The organism is Actinopolyspora sabaoui (assembly GCF_051225635.1).
Taxonomy (GTDB): domain Bacteria; phylum Actinomycetota; class Actinomycetes; order Mycobacteriales; family Pseudonocardiaceae; genus Actinopolyspora.
The window spans coordinates 511,488-529,434 of the sequence record NZ_JBMIHH010000004.1 but is presented as its reverse complement, the minus strand read 5'-3'; the positions used below and the strand labels follow the sequence as shown (position 1 = coordinate 529,434).

Here is a 17,947-nt window from a genome sequence, read left to right as displayed (position 1 = left end):
GACCACACCCCTGCTCCTGCCACAACCGCCACACCCGATCGGCATGCCGCTCCACCACCGAGAACACCCGCAACACCTCCACCAACATCATTCCAAAGGTGTTGCACCCACCCCTTGAAACCAAGCGAGAAATTGACGGCCCGTGGGAGTCGGGTGGTGCAACCTCACGGCTCGTCTCACCGCGGGAGCATCGACATCAGGTAGCTACTACGCCACGTCGGTCGTTCCTCGCGAGAGCCGCACGAGAGAATCCGCCGACTCCTGCTACACCGCCCGCGAACTCCTCCGAACACTGACCACCAGCACCACTCGACAAACCTAGGCGACCACGTCCGGCAACGGTTGCAGGATGGCACCGGTGAAATCGCCGCGTACCCAGGTCACCGACTGCGGTCGTGCGCCGCCTGTGCGGCAGAACTCTCGAACGGCGATGCGGGCCTGTTCGAGGGGGAGCGCGCTGTGTGGGTCATGATCGTGCGGGTAGCCAGGATCGATGACCAGGCGGGGCGGGGCGCTCAACGGAGCGTCCGTGCCGAAGGAGACGAACGTTTCCATCGTGGCTTCCCCTCGGAAACCTACCCAGGTCAGCGCGGCATAACCAGCGGAGGGGTCGCTGGCGAGCTGGAGGAAGTTGTCCGGCGCCCACTCAAGGACCTCATCGGTCCAGGGCTGGGCGGCGCAGTAGAACTGGGCCACCTCACCAGGTGGAAGCGGCGCATCCGCCGAGCCGGGCAGGGAGCGAGCGATGGCCTCATCGATCACACAGTCAACATCCTCCCAGCGCTCGACATGGTGGAACTGGTCATGAACGAGTGCGCTGATACCCATTTGGTAGGTTCCGGTTGCTACGCGGCGACGGTCATGCGCTCGGTGATACGCCCGTAGTAGTCCCCGGCTACCCAGGTTACCGACGCTGGACGTTGGCCCCCGGTGCTCCAGAACTCCCGGAGCGCTGTGCGGGCCTGCTCGATGGGGATGGCTGTGAACCGATCGTGGTAACGTTCGGTGTCGACGTCGCTGGCAAGGCGGGGGTCCTCCAGCGGCGGTTTCGAGTTGAACGATACCCACATCCGGTCCGGGTCAAGATCGGATGCGGTGAACAGCAGCGCCGCGTATCCGGCGGTCGGGTTGACGCAAACCCGTACGTGGTACTCGGGAAGATCCATCGTTTCGAGGGTCACCGTCCGCTCACCAACGAAGACCTCGCTCGGCTGGAGCGGACTACCCTGCGTGAGAACAGTGTTGATGACCTGATCGACCTGGTCAGCGTCGTAACCGTGCAGCCAGTCGTGTTGGTGACTCGCGCTGATGATCATGCTTTCTTGGCTCCCTTCAGTTCGTACGGTACCCCACTGCCCCGGGGCCAGACACTGACTGACTTGCCCGCTGAGAGCAGGGCACGGACTGCTGCTTCGCAACCGAAACGACCCTGACAGATCACGGGCTTGTTGATCACGATGGTGATGTGGTTCAGGTTCGGTTGGCTGTCCAGCCACTGGGCTACCTTGGTTTCCACGTGGCTGGCTGAGGGCACAGCCTTAGCGCGCGGCGATATGGACGGGAACGCTGGGCTTGCCCGAAGTTCCTGGTCGTTGTGCTCGAACCAGACGTCGTGTTCCCCGCTTCGCCACGGTTCGGTGTTGATCTGGTTACCCTGGTCGTCGAACACGTTCCCGGCGGTTTCCGACAGGTCGGTCAAGCTTGTGACCTTGTGTTCAGCCCATTCCGGGGTGCTGAACTCGGGTTCGTCGTCGCGGTGGGGCGTAGCATCCGGCTGGTGTGGGTCGAGGCCCGTAGGCATGGCGGCTGATGGTGAGTTCGCCTCGTCATCGCTGGGAATTCCGGCGGTTTCGGCTCCGGGGGCGCCGATGCTGGTCATGTAGGTTCGAATGGTCTTGTCCACCGAAACGAGTGTTTTGCTGGTCTCGGTTGTCGTGGACCAAGCTTCGCGGTAGGCCGGGATGCCGGCCGCCAGGTCGGGGTGGGTGTGCTCGTCGACGACGGCTGCCAGAGTCTGGCCGCTTTCGCCGATCCGTTGGCGGGCTTGGGCGAGAGCGGTCTGGCTTTCGGCGAGTTTGGCCAGCACCAGGGCCAGCTGCTCGCCGAGCTTCTCGAGGCTGCTCACAGTGCCTGCCTGTGTTTCCGTCCCGGCACGAGCAAAGGCGGTAACTTGCTTCCTCCTTGGTCTGGGCGAGGTTCGGGAGCCTCGCTGTCGTCGCTGAAGGTCAGCTTCTGAGAATCGCTGACGGCTTGTTCGGTCCTCGCGCGGATAGCGGGGAGAATGGGCAGCTGTCGCATGGCGCGACGGTAGCGCCGCCGACCGACAGTGGATGCTCTCCAGCGGAAGAAGCCGTTGCGAAAGACCCTCTCCCGCATCAAAAATCAGTCGACTGGGCCGGAATCGCTACGTAGGCAAGCCACACCGGTCGCGGTGTAGTGCGGTCCGCTGTGGATGATCAGCGCGTTGGGGATCAGGAGCGCGGCCAGCGACGCGAGTTCGATGGCTTCCGGGTGGGGACCGAGCACAAGCGCGACGGTCACGGGATCTACCAGAACAGGTGGGTGCGTTCACCCGCGCAGTAGCGGCGGGCGGTGACGAACAGGCGGAGGTAGAGCTGGTCGAGCGCGAGGTAGTTGGGCACGAGCTCGGCCCGAGACAGGGTGCCTCCTGTGTGGACGAGACCGTGCTCGCCGTGGCTTGCGAACCGCGCGGAGACGGTCTCGGTCTCGCCTGCGGCCAGCGCGATGGCGTCGTCGAGATCGACCTCGACGATCCCGGAGACTTCGGCATCGGCAAGGGGGATAGCGTCGAGCTCCAGGTCAAGCGGCAGCAGGTGCCAGTGTTGGAACTCGCGCTCGATGTGATCCGCAGTGAGGGTGACGGCGGTCTGGCGCAGCCCTATCGGACACAGTTCGTCATAGGCCACCGGAAGACCGAGTTCTTCGTGGACTTCCCGCACGCCGTCCTCGACGCGCTCACCCGCGTGGTAATGCCCACCGACGCTGATGTCGGCATAGTCCGGCCGGTCGAAAGAATACCGCCCCGGGGCCTTCTGCTGCAGAAACACACGTCGGCGGCTCGGATTGATCGCCAGCGCGGAGAAGGTACGGTGCCACAGCCCCTGGCGGTGGGCTTGTTTCTTGTTCTCGATGCCGACGTGTTCGTAGCGGTCGGTGAAGATGTCGATGTCGGTCACGGGGAGCAACTCCTGCTGTGTCGGAGTGGTGCTGCCAGTAGCTGATCAGGGCGCCGACGTAGTGGCGGGCCTGGCGAGGTGGGCGTCGATGAGTTGTTGTACTTCGGCGCTGACCGGATGCTGCTCGGTGGTGACCACCCAGGCGGACTCGTCGTGTTCGCTGAGGTGTACCTCGGCGGGGTTGGCCACGGTGACGGTCCAGGTGTGTTGGCGGGTGTGCTTGCCGGAGCCGGAGGTGTAGTCGAACGCGCCCAGGTAGCCGGTGATGGTCGAGACGGTCAGGCCGGTTTCTTCGGTGACTTCGCGGTGTAGCGCGGCGTACAGGTCGGTATCAGTGGGTTCGACTTTGCCGGAGGGCAGTTCCCAGGTGCCGCCGCGAAAGTCGTCGGCGGGGCGTTTGAGCAGGAGGAGCGTGCCGCCGTGGTCGATGACGGCGCCGACGACGTGTTGGTCGATGCCGTCGGCGGCGTCGGCGCTGGTGAGTTCGTCCAAGCCGGGTGTGTTCATGCGAGGATGCCTTCTTTCAATTCGTGACGGTGGGTCCGGATTTTGTCGAATGCGGCGAGGTAGTACTCGGCGAGGGCGTCATCGTCGTGGGGGACTGGCAATCCGAAGCGAACCCGATGGAGGCCGTAATCAGGCTCGGCTACGCCGCCGTCGTCGACACCATGTCGGAGCCGACCGCTGGTGACGACCCGATCGACGCCCGGTGAGTCGCGTGCACCGCCGCCTGTTCCGACCTCCCCGAGGCGTCCGACGCTTGGTGGGTGCGGTGGCTACAGTGCGGGGATGCACACCTCTGTGGCGGGTCCGGCAGTGACGGTGGATCTGCGTCAGCAGCCGCACGCGCACGCGTTCGAACGGGTCGAGCGCTCCCTGGGCTTGGTCGTGGACCGGGAATCGGCCGTGGTCAAGCGGCGCTCCGTCGGTGCCCGTAGTGACCGGAACACGTGGGTGCGTCTCGAGGTTCAACCGTGGGATTCGCTGGGTACGCGGGGGTGGAACGGAGTTGAAGCCGCCGAGGTGCTGCGGGGTGTGGCCAAACCCGCCTGGTACCAGGGAGTGTCCTGGCTTGATCGGGATGCGGGTTTGATGTGGCGCGCCGATGAGACACAGCTGGTCACCGCGGCACCGATCCCGGCCGCGGGCGTGCTGCGACACGCCCCGGAACTGCCCGAGTCCTGGTGGGCGACGTTCAACGCCTCGTTGGACGCGCTGGCCACGCACGGTCCGGCGCATCCCGCGACCCGGCACACCGCGTTTTTGACCCAGCAGCGCATCGCGAACCTGATCACGCGGGTGTTCGGTGCCGATGTGGACACGACCGTCGAGGAGTGGGTGGCCGTCCACGGCGACTTCGCGTGGCCCAACCTCACCGCGCCGGAGTGCTGGCTGCTGGATTGGGAAGACTGGGGCGCGGGCCCCAGGGGTTTCGATGCCGCGTGCCTGTGGATGGGGTCGCTGGCGGTGCCGGAGCTGGCCGAGCGGATCGCCGCCGAGCGCGCCGTCGATCTGTCCACGCGCTCGGGGCGACTGTCGTGGTTGTACGCCTGCGCCGGAATCCTGGACACCGAGACAGATCCGGTGTTCACCGAGCCTGCCCGGCACCGGACCGAGGCCCTGTTGAGCCAGCTTCGATAGTCGGCACCAGTCCCGTCCTCAGATCGAGGGGATCGCAGCCTTTGGAGCCAAGCGGTGCCCGAGTGGGGCGTCCCTCGCGACTCCCCCCCCAGGAGAGACGGACGGCGGCCTGGTTTCGGGGCGGCGGAAGACTGTGGAGGATCGCGGTCCGAGAGCAGCACCGAGTCGGCACGAGCGTGGGAATCAGCGGAAAACCGCGAGGGCCAACAGCTGATTCACAGCGGGCAAGACAGTGCCTTACCCGCTGGGTTGGCCGCTTTGTCCAGGGGAGACGAAGACGCTCCCTTATCGGGTGCTCGTTTCCCCTGCGGGCGTTCTCAGAGTTTCTGGAGGCCGTCGAGCACTCGTTCCAGGATTGAGTGCGGCACTGTGGTTCGTTTCCTCGGTGGTTCGTGCAGCTCGCCGGAGAAGGCGGGGACGTAGCCGCGTACGCCGTCCGGCTCGCGGGGCCGTCTTGTCACTGTTCCCCCTCGGCGCTGCCGGTGTCCGATTGTTCGGCGTTCCCGCTGTCCGGCTGCCCGGTACTTCCGGTGGCTGACTGTTCGGTGATCAACAGTTCGGTGCAGTCCTGGCACGTGGGTGCTTGGAACCAGTCCAGCTCGCTGGGTTTGGCCATCGCGCACGGCGTGCCGCACACCGAGGTGTCGGAGCATCGGCCGTCCCAGTACTTGCCCCGGAAGGCGTGCCGGTGCCATCTGAAGCCGGTTCGATCCGGCACGGGCAGCCAGTAGTGCCGTCGCTCGGTGGTTTCCATGATTACCCCTTCCAGCTCGGCTGGGCCGTGTGGAGCTTGAGGTACTCGGTGAAGCAGAGATCGCAGAACGGTCGGATGTGGCGCATCCGGCGGTCCTGATAGGCCGGGGCTTCGGCGTAGTCGTGCCCGCCGAGCGTGCTCACCCCGCCGCCCTCGGTCGGCAACGCGTCCACCGTGGCGTGCTGGTGGGTGTCGCCGTCCGGCACGAACCACGAGACGACAACCCGCTCGGTCTCCGCACTGAGCTCCACAGACTTCCCCCGTTCCACGGCAGCCCGACCCAGGGCCCTTCCCTCCTGAAAGCTGCTTAGCGTGCTCATCAACTAGGAACATAGCCAACTGCAATTGCAATTGACGATCCCTCAATCAGGGGATCTTGTCTGACGAAGTTTCGCGATAGTCTTCCTTGCATGAGCAATACGCCACCCGCAGTGCGCCGTGTCCAAGTTGGCTTGATCTTGCGAAACCTGCGCAACGCGGCAGGGGTGTCGCCACCCAAGATTTCCGAACGGCTCGACTGGTACTCGGGCAAGCTGACCAAAGTGGAGCGCGGTGACTTGACCGCCAGCGCGGCCGAGATCGAAGTCATGCTTGAGATGTACGGCGTGGCGGACGACCAGGAGCAAGCCGAACGACTGCGAGCGCTCGGCAAGGAAGCACGGCGCCGGGACCGGCCATCGACGGTCCCGGACTGGGCGAACACGTTTCTGGCCTTGGAAGGAGCTTCCTCCGAGATCAAGGCGTACGATCCCGAGGTCATTCCCGCGATCTTGCAGACCGAGCACTACGCGCGGGCGGTGCTGTCCAACCCGCTGGACGAGTCCGTGGACCCCGAACCGGGCGTGGCTGAGCGAATGATGCGTGCCGACCGCGCGCTTCACGACGAAGGCCCGCGGGTCTGGGTGGTTCTCGGTGAAGCCGTGCTGTACCGGCAAATCGGTGACTACCAGGTGTTGCGTGACCAGCTGCAGCACCTGCGCAAGATGGCGAAGCGCTCCAACGTCACGATCCAGATCATCCCGTTCACCATCGGCGAGCATGTCGCGCTCGGTACTGGTTGGGTGCTGCTCACCTTGGAAGAGCCCGAAGCTACCTACGTGTACACGGAAGCGCTTACGTCAGCCGACTATATCGACCGTCCCGCCCACACGGACGCTTATAAGCAGGCATTCGATAGGCTGCGCGCGGCGGCGGCGTCCGAGCGCGAGACCGCGACGATGCTGGACCGCCGAATCAAGGAGCTGCGACACCAGACCACGGAGTAGGTAAACATGGCTGATCTGACCGGCGCGACCTGGCGGAAGTCCAGCCGCTCGCAGGGTGCGAACAACTGCGTCGAAGTCGCGGTGACCACCAACACCATCGGCGTGCGCGACACGAAGGACCGTGCTGCCGGTTACTTCACCGCTACCGGCTCGCAGTGGTCGGCCTTCCTTGACGCTGTGAAGACCAGCCGGTTCGACTGATCCCCGGCCGAACAGCTTCGCACCCTCGGATTCGCTCCGGGGGTGCTTTTTATGCGTGCCCACTCGGTAACGAACAAAGAAGAGCCTCCTGATCGTGACCAAGAGGCTCGTGCTACCTCGTATCCGGCGAGATTCGCAGCGGCAGTGCTGAGTCCAGTGACGCGGGGAAGCCTCGCGTGGCGCTGCCGGTGCTCGAATACTCTGTGATCCGGCATTCGGCGCAGTCCGAGCAAGCGAAGGTTTGAAACCAGTCCGTTCCGCTACGGGCAGCCAGCAGTGCTGTCGTTCCACGGGTTCCACACTCGTTCACCTTCTCCAGCTCGGTGGCAGACTGGCGAGCATGGTCGGCAACGATCACCTCAAGGCCGCACGCCACGCGGCGGAATCTGCTCGCGTGCCCGGTGAGCACATGAGCCGCGCCGAGTTGGCCGAACGGGTCAACACGTGGCTACTCGACAACACCGGCAGGCCGGGGGCGCTGGACCGGCACTACCTCGGCAGGCTTGAGCGCGGGCAGATCCAACGGCCGGGACGGGACTACCGGGCGGCCTTCCGCGCGGTCCTACAGGCATCCGATCGCGACCTCGGGTTCACACCCGACCCACGCACCGAGCGGCTTCACCGGGCCGCACAGCACCCCCGCAGGGCCGACACCACGGCCCTGTCCCAAGCAGCCGACATGCTCTCGACCGTGCGCAGGCTCGAAGACGAAACGAGCGCGAGCGCCGTGCTGCCCAGCGTCGCGGCCCACGCCGAGCTCGTGAACCACCTGGCCGACCAGTCCAAGCACACGGCCGAGGCGGTGGGACTGGCCTCGGAGACCAGCCAGTATCTCGGCTGGCTCAAAATCGCACGGGACGAATACGGCGACGCGCAAGCCCACCTGGACCGTGCGGCGCGGCTGGCGCTGGAAGCCGACGACCCGCAACGGCTCGCCACCGCGCTGAGCTTCGCCGCGTATCGCGCACTGCTGCTCGGAAACTACGGCCAGGCGGCCAACCTCAACCGAGCAGCGATGCGTGACAGCCGGGTTGATCCGGGGATCTACGCGTACATGCACTGCCAGGCCGCCGAGATCGCGGCTTATCAGCGAGACACGCGCTCGGCTACCGACCTGCTCGCGAAAGCCGACCACCACGTGGAACGTCTTCCCGCCCCGGAAGAGCTGCCGGATTCCTCGTACTGGTACGTGCCTCCCATCCTCAATGGACACAAGGGGTTCGTGCTCCATGCCCTCGGGGACTTCGAGCAGGCCCGCCAGGCAGCACGCGAAGCCCTGTCGAACATGCCGGAAGCTTGGGTCCACGCGGAATGGGCAGCGGCGCACCGAAAGCTCGCGGGATGGGAAATCGACCAGACCTCGACGCGAGGTGTCCTTGGACCCGGCTGAACCCTGGTCGACTGACCAACAGCCGAACAGTTTCGCACCCTCGGATTCGTTCCAAGAACGCTTCTATCGCGGTCACACTCGGTCACGAACAAAAAAGAGTCCCCTGATCGTGACCAGGGGACTCCGTGTTATTTTGTATCCGCCAAGAAGACAAAACAACAGTGCTGAGTCTAGCACGGAATAGACTTCCCTCCACGCGCACCCCAGGCAGCGCGTGGGTAGGGCCGCAAGTCCTGGCCACGGTTCACAGCCGTGCGGATCCCGGTTAGAGCGGGTGAAGTTCGCGCGTCAGGCAACGCACGATCTAGGCGAACCCGGCCGTGTCCTTGGTAAGCCCTGGCGCTCATGCTCGTGTAGCCCGGCCATCATCCCGGCACTGCGCGTAACCCCCGGCTCGGCGAGCCCTTAATCCGGCTCGCGGGGTGAAGCTCCAAAGTCACAATTCCGGTATACCGAGAAGCTTCACCTCCCCCTCGATCCCGGCAGAACTGTGTCCGTTTCACGACACCCCCGAGATCGAGGGGGGACTCGCAGCCTTACGGGTCCACGCGGGACCCGAGCCCCAGGGTCGCCTACGGCTCGCAAGGAAAAACGGACGGCGGCCCGGCACCGGGGCCGGGTGAGGCTGTCGGGGGCCGCGGTGCGAGACCGGAAACAACCCCGATGGCTGGGAGGTCTCTGGACCCCCCGGGGAGCCGGTGCGCTGCGACTTCACCGGAAAGCCGCCAAGCCTCGGAGCAGCACAAGCGCGGCAACCAGCGGGAAACCGCCCTGTTCGACAGACGAGAGCCGACAGGCGAGAGCCGACAGGTGAGGCTCGACAGGCGGATCGCAGCGGACGACACAGCGCCTCACCTGCCGGGTTGACCGCCGCGACCGGGGTTGATAGTGATCAACCGTCCGGCTGTGTGTTCGTGGCAGGGCTCTGCTCCTTCGGTTCGTGCTGGGCTTTTCCGGTTCGTTCGGGGCTGTCTCGGCCCGTTCGGACTCGCCCGCCGGAGTGGTGCTCGGGTGCGGCGAAACGGGGGAAGGTGACGAGGAGGGAACCGGTGGGCAGCAACCGGGTGGTCGCGCGGCGATACGAGTTGACCTCGCCGATCGGGCGGGGATCGATGGGCGAGGTCTGGTCCGGCTACGACCAGCGGCTGGACCGGCGCATCGCCGTGAAACTGTTACCCCCGGCCAAACTGGCCGAAGCCGACGACCCGCAGCTGCTGACCAAGCGGTTCGTGCGCGAGGCCCAACTCACCGCCAAGATCGAACACCCCGGCGTGCCCGCCGTGCACGACGTCGGCACCGAGGGCGACGAGCTGTTCCTCGTGATGCAGCGGGTCTCCGGCACCGACCTCGCCGACATCGTCGCCGAGCACGCGCCGCTGTCGGTCTCCTGGTCGGCGTCGATCGCCGCGCAGATCGCCGCCGTGCTGGCCTCGGCCCACGAGGCCTCACTGATCCACCGCGACCTCAAACCGCACAACGTGATGATCGCCGACAGCGGCACCGTCAAAGTGCTCGACTTCGGCATCGCGGCCGTGCTGGAAGGCGGCCACACCAAACTCACCCGCACGGGCGACAGCATGGGCACCCCGGCCTACATGGCCCCGGAACAGGCCATGCACAACACCGCCACCCCGGCCGGTGACCTCTACTCCCTGGGGTGTGTGCTGCACGAGCTGCTCAGCGGCGAGCGGGTGTTCGACGCCCCCGGCGCACCGGGGATCGTGCACAAGCACGTGAGCGTGCCGCCCACCCCGCTGCGGGAGTGCGGCGTGGCGGTTCCGGCGGAACTGGAACGGCTCGTGCTCGATCTGCTGGCCAAGAACCCGCAGCACCGGCCCGCGGACGCGCAAGAGGTCTACCGGCGACTGCTGCCGTACCTGCCCGCGCCGGAGGAATCCGACTCCGTCGTCGACAGTGGTGACCCGACAGCGCCCTACCGGCACCCGCACGCCCCGCGATCCCCACGACGTGGCCCCGAGTCCGCCGAGGCTTCCGGCGAAGTTCCCGCCGCCGATCCACGAGAGGCCGAGGAACGCATCCGCTCGGAGCAGCAGCGGGCCAACGAACTGGTCGACGAGGCACGGTTCACGCAGGCGGCCGAACTGCTGCGTTCGTTGCTGCTCGACCGCTCGCTGCGGCAACAACTCACCCCCGACCGCAGGACCAAGATCAGGCGCAACCTCGCGACGTTCCACTTCCTCGGCGGCGACTACCGGGCCGCGCTGGAGGAATACACCACGCTGCTCGCGGAGCTCGACGACGAGTCGGGCGTGACGACCGCTTCCGTGCTGGAATGCCGGTTCATGGCCGCCACCTGCCGCATGGAGCTCGGCGAGAACCAGCGAGCCGCCCGCGAACTCCGCTCGCTGCTCAACGAATACCTCCGCCTGCTGCCCGGCGAGCTGGAACGCATCCTGGAAGTCCGGGTGCAACTCGCGACGCTGCTGTCGAACACCGGGGAGACGGACGAGGCCAGGCAACTGCTGCGGCAGGTGCTGGCCGTGGCCACCACCGAGGAATCCGAACTCCACGTCGAGCAGGCGAACCGGATGCTGGCCCGACTCGACGAGCTGGGGCGATGAGCCGCACGGCCGTGCGCCGGGCTTTTCGCAGCGTCGGGAAGCGCCGCTGCCACGGCGGTTGTCCCCGCACGCCACGAACCGAGCCCGCACAGCTCGTCGGCGGCGGTGCCGGTGTGCTCAGCCGAAGAGCTTGGCGATGAACCACCCGACGCGGCTGACCCTGCGGACTTGGGGATTACCTTCCACGCCGTGGATCTCCCACTGCTGCCCGCACTCCTCGCAGCGCCACAATCCCATTCGTGAAGTGTCCGGTTCGCACGGATGTCCGTTACGTCCACGTGGCATGTTCCGATCACACCACGGATCCGCTGGGTTGTCCTGGGTTCCGTCGGAAAAGCTCGGCTCGCTCCCGCTGCCCGGACTCAGCGGTCGGGGAGCCGCACGCCGCGCTCGTTACCGGCCACTGTGGTGGGTCGGCCGTCAGGAGAACGGAGTCTCGGGCCGCCGTTGCGGCTCGCCGTCGAGGAGGACGTCCACGCGTTCGTCGTAGAAGCACGCCAGCCCGGCGATCTTGTGGCTCTCCGGCAGCGGGGTGCGGTAGGTCCACACCGTGTCGGGGTGCTCGGCCTCGCCGGTGTGCACGTGCCAGTAGCCCGCGGTCCCTTTGTACGGGCAGTGAGTCTCGTGGTCACTGGGACGCAGCAGGTCCATCCGCACGTCGGGCAGCGGCAGGTAGTACCGGGGCGGCAGGCCGGTCTCGAACAGGATTCGCGGGTGGTGCGAGTCGGCGACGGTGATGCCGTCGAGCCGCACCTCCACGTGCCGCGAACTCTCCAGGATGTCCACCCGCTTGTACGGGTCACGGGGGTGGACGTAGACCGGCTCGTCCTCCTCGAACCACTCGTCCATCGAGTTCCAGTCCAGCCGGACGAGCTCACGCAGCTCGGGCAGCGGGCAGTCGCGATAGCTGATAGCGCCCGCCGGTGCCGTCGTCGAGTCGATGACCACGTCGTAGATCGTGCCCTCGCCCAGCCGCCGCGAGTGCCGCACCTCGCCGGTGTCGCCCAGCTCGGCCCGCACGTCCGCGCGCGGCACGTAGTAGGTGGGGTAGTAGGGGTGTTCCCAGACCAGCACCGCTCGCCTGGTGTCGGCCACCACGTGGCCGCCGAGCATCGCGCGCACCCGCTTGCCGGAGGTCTCGACCCGGATCTCCTCGTCGCCGCCCATCTTTCCCACCCCGTTTTCGCGTAGCCGTGCTGCCGGATTCGGTGCCACTCTCACCAGAGCAACGAGGAAAGCGAACTTCCTGTTCCGGCGCGCCCGGGTTCGGCGGTGTGGCCGGTGGTCCCTCGGAACGGAGCGGGCGGGGTGGGGCCGGGAACGGCGAGATGTCGATGCTCTCGGGTCACCGCTCAGCGGTTTCGACATCCGTGCCGCGAGGGAACAGCCCCTGCAGCATGTCGGAGATGGTGACCACCCCGCTCGCACGTTCGGGAGTGCGGACCAGCGCCAGTTGGGTGCTGGTGCGGCGCATCCGGGATAGGGCGTCGAGGACGCTGGTCTTCGGATCCAACTCGGGACACTCCCGGACCAGCCCGTCCAGGGGGTCCGCCGGATCGAGGGTGAGGGTGTCGCGGACGTGCACCAGGCCCTCCGGCGCGTCGGGAGCACCCACGAGGATCCGCAGATGCCCGGAGCGCCTGCTGGCGGCCTGCACATCGGCGACGGTGGCGGTGCGGGGCACGGCGGCCACGGATTCCTCGCCGGTGAGGTCACCGACGCGCAGCCGGGTCAGTTCCAGCGCGCCCGCGAGCTGGCCGGAGGACCAAGTGTCGAGCTCACCGCTCTCGGCCGAGTGGCGCACGAGCTGGCGCAGCTCGTCGGGAGACTGCTCGATCGCGACCTCCTCGACCGGCCGCACCCCGACCGCCTCGACGAGTTTGTTCGCGGCGTTGTTGAGCAGCAGCAGTACGGGGCGGAACAGCCACATGAAACCGCGCATGGGGAAGGCGAGCAGGGTGGCCGAGCGCTCGGGGTGGGCGATCGCCCACGACTTGGGCGCCATCTCGCCCACCACCAGGTGCAGGAAGGTCACCAGCAGCAGCGCGAGGACGAACGACACCGTGCCGCCGAGCCAGCCCGGCAGCCCGAGCGCGCTCATTACGGGTTCCAGCGCGTGCTCCACGGCCGGTTCGGTGATCGCGCCCAGCGCGAGGGTGCAGGCGGTGATGCCGAGCTGGCAGCCCGCCAGCAGCACCGACACCTCGGAGGCGTTGCGCAGCGCAGCGCGGGCCGCTCGGCTGGTACCCGCCCGCTGCTCCAGGCGGGTGCGCCGGGCGCCGATGGTGGCGAACTCGATCGAGACGAACAGCGCGCTGGCCGCGATGATCGCGATGGTGGTCAGCGTGGCCAGCATCAGGAGTCCTCCTGCCCGGAAGGCCCGGAGTCGGGGTTGTCCGTCCGATCGCCGGGGTCGGTCGAGTGCTCGTCGGGGGTGTTCTCGATCAGTTCCAGCACCAGCTCCGAGGGCACGTGCTGATCGATCTCCACGACCGTGGCGCGTAGCGTCCGAACCGGTGGGTGCTGCGCGTGGGCGAGTTCGGCCGGATCGTCCGGAAGTCTGATGTCGACCACCGTGTTCTCCGCCGGCAGTGCCCCGTGGTTGGCGATGACGAGTCCGGAGACGGTCTCGTAGTCCCCACGGGGCAGCTCGTGGGTGAGTTCGCGTTCCACCTCGTCGAGCGGGGCGTCGCCCCGGACCCGCCACCGCGCGTCACCCTCGTCGGTGCCGACCAAGTGGGGTCGTTCGTCGACGTCGTGCTCGTCGGTGAGCTCGCCGACCAGTTCCTCCGCCAGGTCCTCGACCGTGACGATCCCGGCGAAGCCGCCGTACTCGTCGACCACGCAGGCCATCCTGCCGCTCGATTCGGCCATCGCGGTGACCGCGTCGGGCAGCGACATCAGGGTGGGCAGGATGGTGGCCGGTCGGGTGAACTCGGTGATCGGGCGTTCGCCGTCGCCGGTCTCGGTTCCCATCGACTCCAGCACGTCCACCAGGTGCACGATCCCCGCGATGTCGCCGTCATCGTCGAGCACCGGATAGCGGGAATGTCCGCTGCTCATCGTCCCGCGCACCTCGTCGAGCGTGGCGGTGTCGGCGAGCACGTCCACCCGGGAACGCGGCACCAGGGCGTGTTCGACGTCCCGCTCCGGGAAGTCCAGCACCCGGTCCAGCAACAGCGAGAGTTCCGGCGGGAGCTCACCGGCCTGTCGGGACGCGATCACGATCCGCTGCAGGTCACTCGGATTGGCCGCGTGCTCCACGTCGTGCACCGGCTCGATCCGCAGCAGCCGCAACAGCCCGGCCGAGGCCCGGTCGAAGAACCAGATCAGCCAGCCCGCCAGGCGCATGTAGACCACCGTGGACGCCGAGAGCCACCGCGCCAGCGGATACGGCCGTGCGATGGCGAGGTTCTTCGGGAACAACTCGCCGAACAGCATCTGCACGAAGGTCGAGAGCACCAGCACGCCCGTGGTGCCGATCGCGATGCCCACGCCGGGAGCGACGCCCACCCCGCCGAGAAGCTCGCCCACCGCGCGGCCGACCAGCGGTTCGGCGACGTAACCGACCAGCAGGCCCGTCACGGTGATCCCCAGTTGGGCGCCGGAGAGCATGAACGAGGTCCGGTGGGTCACCCGCAGCATCCGTGCGGCAACCCGGTCGCCCTGCTCGGCCCGATCCGCCAGCCGGGCCCGGTCGACGGTCATGAACGCGAATTCCTGGGCGACGAAGTACCCGTTGGCCGCGATGATCACAGCGATCAACAGCAGGCCACCGAGCAGGGAGAGTGCGATCACCACGCGCCCATTGTGCCGAATGCCCGATTCGGTCTCGGCTGTCCGGTGGTCAACGCCACTCGTCCGCCGCGAGGGTCGAGCCTCGGGTCTCGACCTCTCGTGGACTCCGCGCTCTGTGACGGTGGTGCGGCGGTAGGACTCGGTTTACGGGGCGTGTGCGGCTGTGCGGTGCGGTGCCGTGGCAGCCGCACGAGGCCCGCGCTCGTCGCGTCTTCGTCACGGCGAGGGACCCCAACAATCCCGAAAAGTGACACAAGTCACACATGTAGCGTATGTCGCACCCTCGCGGCTACCCGCAAGTAGTTGTTACCTTCGGTAACACTATTTCGGCGGCACCGGAATATCGTCGTCATTTCGGTAGGGAGTGCCCATGACCAGCAGTATCACCGGATCCGACGCCACGGACGCGGCATCCGAGCGTGAGGACGTCGCCCGCAGGTTGCTGGACTCCTCGGAGACGCTGTCCTACGACCCGGCCCAGGAAGTCGACTGGGAGACACCGCTCGACACCGACTACCACGGTGCGAGTCCGGAGTGGAGCACGCTCTACGGCACCGCCTACTGGTCCGAGATGAGCCCGGAACAGCAACGCGAACTCACCAGGCAGGAAGCGGCCTGCGTAGCCAGCACCGGCATCTGGTTCGAGATGATCCTGCAGCAGATGGTGCTGCGGGACTTCTACGCCAAGGACCCGGCCGACCCCGCCTTCCAGTGGGCGCTGACCGAGATCGCCGACGAGTGCCGACACTCCATCATGTTCGGACGCGGTGCCGAGAAGCTGCGCGCACCCGCTTACCGTCCGCCGCGCCCGGTGATCGAACTCGGCCGCGTGTTCAAGACGCTGGCCTTCGGCGAGGCCGCCTACGCCGCGATCCTGGTCGCCGAGGAGGTCCTCGACGTCATGCAGCGGGACTGGATGCGCGACGAACGGGTCGCCCCCTTCGTCCGCACCATCAACAACATCCACGTGGTCGAGGAATCCCGGCACATGAAGTTCGCCCGGCAGGAGACCAAGGAGCGTCTGCGCGGGGTGGGGCCGGTGCGCAAGCAGCTCCAGGCCGTGGTGGTCGCCGCCGCCTCGTACTTCATCGTCACCAGCATGGTCAACAAGAAGGTCTACGAGAACGCGGGGCTGGACGTGGAGCGAGCCGTCCGCGAGGCCAAGGCGAACCAGCACTACAAGTCGCTGGTGCGCTCCAGCTGCGCCGGGCTGATGGAGTTCCTCGACTCGGCTGGACTGCTCACCAAGCCCGCCACGTGGTTCTACAAGCGGGCGAACCTGATCTGAAGCCATGGCCTACGCGATCACCCAGACCTGCTGCACCGACGCCTCCTGCATCGCGGCGTGCCCGGTCAACTGCATCCATCCCACCCCGAACGAGCCGGATTTCGGCACCACCGAGATGCTCTACGTCGATCCGAGCACCTGCATCGACTGCGGCGCCTGCGCCGACGCGTGCCCGGTCGACGCGGTGTTCCCGGTGGACCGGCTGACCGGCTCGCTCCGGGCCTACGCCGACATCAACGCCGCGTACTATGCCGACCGTGCTGCGGTCGTCGAGTCCGACTCCAGTGGGGCTCCCGATACCAGCGGTGCTCCGGCGTCCGACCGCGCTTCGGAGCCCGGCGACCTGCCGGAGGTGACCGGCGCGGGGTCGAACGGCGCGGGGTCGAACGGACTGCCAGCTGCGAACGGCGCCTCGGAGACGGGCACCGCCGGTTCCTCGCCCAACTTCCACTCCTGGGGACCGCCGGTGTTCGACCACTCGATCCCCAGTGATCTCGCGCCGATGGACGTGGCGGTCGTGGGCACCGGCCCCGCCGGGATGTACGCCGTCGAGGACCTGCTGCTGCACACCAACTGCCGGGTCACCCTGCTGGACCGGTTGCCCGTCGCGGGCGGTCTCGTGCGATACGGCGTGGCGCCCGATCATCCGTCGACGAAGCGGATCAGTGAGACGTTCGCGCGGTTCCACCACCACCCCCGGATGCGGCTGCGGCTCGGCGTGGAGGTCGGCAAGGACGTTTCCGCCGCGGAGTTGGCCAACCGGCACGACGCCGTGATCTACGCGGTCGGGGCCTCCTCGGCCCGTGATATCGGCGTTCCCGGCGAGGAGCTGGCGGGCAGCGTCAGCGCCACCACCCTGGTCTCCTGGTACAACGGCCACCCGGACGCCGTCGCCGAGACCGTCGACCTCTCCGCCGAGCGGGTGGTCGTGGTGGGCAACGGCAACGTCGCGCTGGACGTGGCGCGCATACTCAGCACCGACCCGGAACGGCTCGCCGACACCTCGATCTCGCCGCGAGCGCTGGACCTGCTGCGTGCCAGCAGGGTTCGGGAAGTGGTGCTGCTGGGACGCCGTGGTCCCGAGCACGCCGCCTTCACCAGGCCCGAACTGCTCGAACTCACCCAGCGAGAGGACATCGAACTCGTGGTGGACACGCACGATCCGCGGATCGAGCCCACCATCGACGCCGCCGGGGACGACGAGAAGGCGGGGCTGCTGCGGGACGTCTCCCGACAGACCGTTGACTGGTCCGCCCCTGCCGGGGAGGCCGCGGTGAACGGGCGGAGTCGCGTCGTGTTCCGGTTCCACTCCGCTCCCGTGGAGCTGGTGGGGGAGAACGCGGTTCGGGGTATTCGCGTCGGCGGTGCCGGTGGCGAGGACGTCGAGATCCCCGCCGGGCTGGTGGTGCGAGCGGTCGGTTACCGGGGCGTGCCGGTTCCAGGCCTGCCCTTCGACGAAGGCACCGCGACCGTGCCGAACTCCGGGGGGCGGGTCACCGACCGGCCCGGGACCTACGTGGTGGGCTGGATCAAACGTGGCCCCTCCGGTGGGATCGGAACCAACCGCGGCTGTGCCAAGGAGACGGTCAAGGCACTGCTGGACGACGCGGTGGAGGGTCGGCTGCCGGAGCCGAGTGCCCGGCCATCCGGCTCGGGCGGACCGCTGGCGCGGCTGCGCGCGAAACTTTCCGGTAAGGCGGGCAGCGTCGGCTGAGGACGGTGATGGCAGGTGCGCCCCGTCGGTGAGGGGACCGGCGGGGCGCACGTTCATGTCGGACCCGCACTGTTTCCAGTGGTACTCCGCCGGTTTGGCTGTTGTCCCCCATGCGGG

The 17,947-nt window shown here is 67.3% G+C and carries 20 protein-coding genes; 8 read left to right on the top strand and 12 right to left on the bottom strand.

The genetic code is table 11. The features are described from left to right. Window positions 1-318: 318 nt before the first annotated feature. The 6 genes from ACOQFL_RS09975 to ACOQFL_RS09950 all read right to left on the bottom strand — a co-directional run bounded on the left by ACOQFL_RS09975 (window position 319) and on the right by ACOQFL_RS09950 (window position 3,704). Complete coding sequence (locus tag ACOQFL_RS09975) at window positions 319-828, bottom strand: Imm1 family immunity protein (protein WP_435543822.1); 510 nt, start codon at window positions 826-828, stop codon at window positions 319-321. Window positions 829-845: 17 nt separating this feature from the next. Continuing rightward, a complete protein-coding gene (locus ACOQFL_RS09970) occupies window positions 846-1,316 on the bottom strand; it encodes an Imm1 family immunity protein (RefSeq protein ID WP_435543821.1) in 471 nt (156 codons plus the stop codon). After that, complete coding sequence (locus tag ACOQFL_RS09965) at window positions 1,313-2,125, bottom strand: DddA-like double-stranded DNA deaminase toxin (RefSeq protein WP_435543820.1); 813 nt, start codon at window positions 2,123-2,125, stop codon at window positions 1,313-1,315. The genes ACOQFL_RS09970 and ACOQFL_RS09965 overlap by 4 nt, the downstream gene beginning before the upstream one ends. 257 nt (window positions 2,126-2,382) lie before the next feature. Further along, window positions 2,383-2,541 (bottom strand): hypothetical protein, encoded by a 159-nt coding sequence (locus ACOQFL_RS09960; RefSeq protein ID WP_435543819.1) that lies wholly within the window; start codon window positions 2,539-2,541, stop codon window positions 2,383-2,385. A gap of 5 nt (window positions 2,542-2,546) precedes the next feature. Next, window positions 2,547-3,197: an NUDIX hydrolase gene (locus ACOQFL_RS09955; protein ID WP_435543818.1), complete on the bottom strand. Its 651-nt coding sequence runs from the start codon at window positions 3,195-3,197 to the stop codon at window positions 2,547-2,549. A 45-nt stretch (window positions 3,198-3,242) separates the two neighbouring features. Beyond that, the gene (locus ACOQFL_RS09950) at window positions 3,243-3,704 is read right to left on the bottom strand and encodes an NUDIX domain-containing protein (RefSeq protein WP_435543817.1); all 462 of its coding nucleotides are present in this window, start codon (window positions 3,702-3,704) and stop codon (window positions 3,243-3,245) included. Between the two features lie 29 nt (window positions 3,705-3,733). On the opposite strand from ACOQFL_RS09950, the gene ACOQFL_RS09945 reads away from it, so the two are divergent. Both ACOQFL_RS09945 and ACOQFL_RS09940 read left to right on the top strand, forming a co-directional pair. Next, a complete protein-coding gene (locus ACOQFL_RS09945; RefSeq protein WP_435543816.1) occupies window positions 3,734-3,910 on the top strand; it encodes a hypothetical protein in 177 nt (58 codons plus the stop codon). 76 nt (window positions 3,911-3,986) lie between these two features. Then, window positions 3,987-4,838 carry a phosphotransferase gene (locus ACOQFL_RS09940; protein WP_435543815.1) on the top strand — a complete coding sequence of 284 codons (852 nt, stop codon included), beginning with the start codon at window positions 3,987-3,989 and terminating at the stop codon, window positions 4,836-4,838. Window positions 4,839-5,155: 317 nt separating this feature from the next. On the opposite strand, the gene ACOQFL_RS09935 is transcribed toward ACOQFL_RS09940, so the two are convergent. From ACOQFL_RS09935 to ACOQFL_RS09925, 3 genes are read right to left on the bottom strand one after another with little or no spacing between them, the layout of a single operon-like run. Continuing rightward, window positions 5,156-5,299 carry a hypothetical protein gene (locus ACOQFL_RS09935; protein WP_435543814.1) on the bottom strand — a complete coding sequence of 48 codons (144 nt, stop codon included), beginning with the start codon at window positions 5,297-5,299 and terminating at the stop codon, window positions 5,156-5,158. Next, window positions 5,296-5,592 (bottom strand): hypothetical protein, encoded by a 297-nt coding sequence (locus ACOQFL_RS09930; protein ID WP_435543813.1) that lies wholly within the window; start codon window positions 5,590-5,592, stop codon window positions 5,296-5,298. Before ACOQFL_RS09930 ends, ACOQFL_RS09935 begins: the two co-directional genes overlap by 4 nt. A 2-nt stretch (window positions 5,593-5,594) precedes the next feature. Beyond that, on the bottom strand, window positions 5,595-5,912 hold the full coding sequence (locus ACOQFL_RS09925) for a hypothetical protein (RefSeq protein WP_435543812.1): 318 nt from the start codon (window positions 5,910-5,912) through the stop codon (window positions 5,595-5,597). A 90-nt stretch (window positions 5,913-6,002) separates the two neighbouring features. Between ACOQFL_RS09925 and ACOQFL_RS09920 the strand changes: the two genes are divergently transcribed. The 4 genes from ACOQFL_RS09920 to ACOQFL_RS09905 all read left to right on the top strand — a co-directional run bounded on the left by ACOQFL_RS09920 (window position 6,003) and on the right by ACOQFL_RS09905 (window position 11,030). Then, a complete protein-coding gene (locus ACOQFL_RS09920) occupies window positions 6,003-6,857 on the top strand; it encodes a helix-turn-helix domain-containing protein (protein WP_435543811.1) in 855 nt (284 codons plus the stop codon). Window positions 6,858-6,863: 6 nt separating this feature from the next. Beyond that, complete coding sequence (locus ACOQFL_RS09915) at window positions 6,864-7,058, top strand: DUF397 domain-containing protein (RefSeq protein ID WP_435543810.1); 195 nt, start codon at window positions 6,864-6,866, stop codon at window positions 7,056-7,058. A gap of 340 nt (window positions 7,059-7,398) precedes the next feature. After that, window positions 7,399-8,448 (top strand): NsdA family TPR-like regulatory protein, encoded by a 1,050-nt coding sequence (locus ACOQFL_RS09910; protein WP_435543809.1) that lies wholly within the window; start codon window positions 7,399-7,401, stop codon window positions 8,446-8,448. A gap of 1,049 nt (window positions 8,449-9,497) precedes the next feature. Further along, window positions 9,498-11,030, top strand: coding sequence for a protein kinase domain-containing protein (locus ACOQFL_RS09905; RefSeq protein ID WP_435543808.1), 1,533 nt, complete (start codon window positions 9,498-9,500; stop codon window positions 11,028-11,030). A 420-nt stretch (window positions 11,031-11,450) separates the two neighbouring features. Here ACOQFL_RS09905 and ACOQFL_RS09900 read toward each other — a convergent pair whose 3' ends face one another. The 3 genes from ACOQFL_RS09900 to ACOQFL_RS09890 all read right to left on the bottom strand — a co-directional run bounded on the left by ACOQFL_RS09900 (window position 11,451) and on the right by ACOQFL_RS09890 (window position 14,831). Further along, window positions 11,451-12,197, bottom strand: a complete 747-nt coding sequence (locus tag ACOQFL_RS09900) for a DUF427 domain-containing protein (protein ID WP_435543807.1) — start codon at window positions 12,195-12,197, stop codon at window positions 11,451-11,453. Between the two features lie 178 nt (window positions 12,198-12,375). Further along, window positions 12,376-13,386: a CNNM domain-containing protein gene (locus tag ACOQFL_RS09895; RefSeq protein WP_435543806.1), complete on the bottom strand. Its 1,011-nt coding sequence runs from the start codon at window positions 13,384-13,386 to the stop codon at window positions 12,376-12,378. After that, window positions 13,386-14,831 (bottom strand): hemolysin family protein, encoded by a 1,446-nt coding sequence (locus ACOQFL_RS09890; protein WP_435543805.1) that lies wholly within the window; start codon window positions 14,829-14,831, stop codon window positions 13,386-13,388. Before ACOQFL_RS09890 ends, ACOQFL_RS09895 begins: the two co-directional genes overlap by 1 nt. A 367-nt stretch (window positions 14,832-15,198) precedes the next feature. Here ACOQFL_RS09890 and ACOQFL_RS09885 point away from each other — a divergent pair, with 367 nt between their 5' ends. Continuing rightward, window positions 15,199-16,116, top strand: coding sequence for an AurF N-oxygenase family protein (locus tag ACOQFL_RS09885; RefSeq protein ID WP_435543804.1), 918 nt, complete (start codon window positions 15,199-15,201; stop codon window positions 16,114-16,116). A 4-nt stretch (window positions 16,117-16,120) separates the two neighbouring features. Beyond that, entirely contained in the window at window positions 16,121-17,830 is a 1,710-nt protein-coding gene (locus ACOQFL_RS09880) for an FAD-dependent oxidoreductase (RefSeq protein WP_435543803.1), read from the top strand. Window positions 17,831-17,947 lie beyond the last annotated feature (117 nt).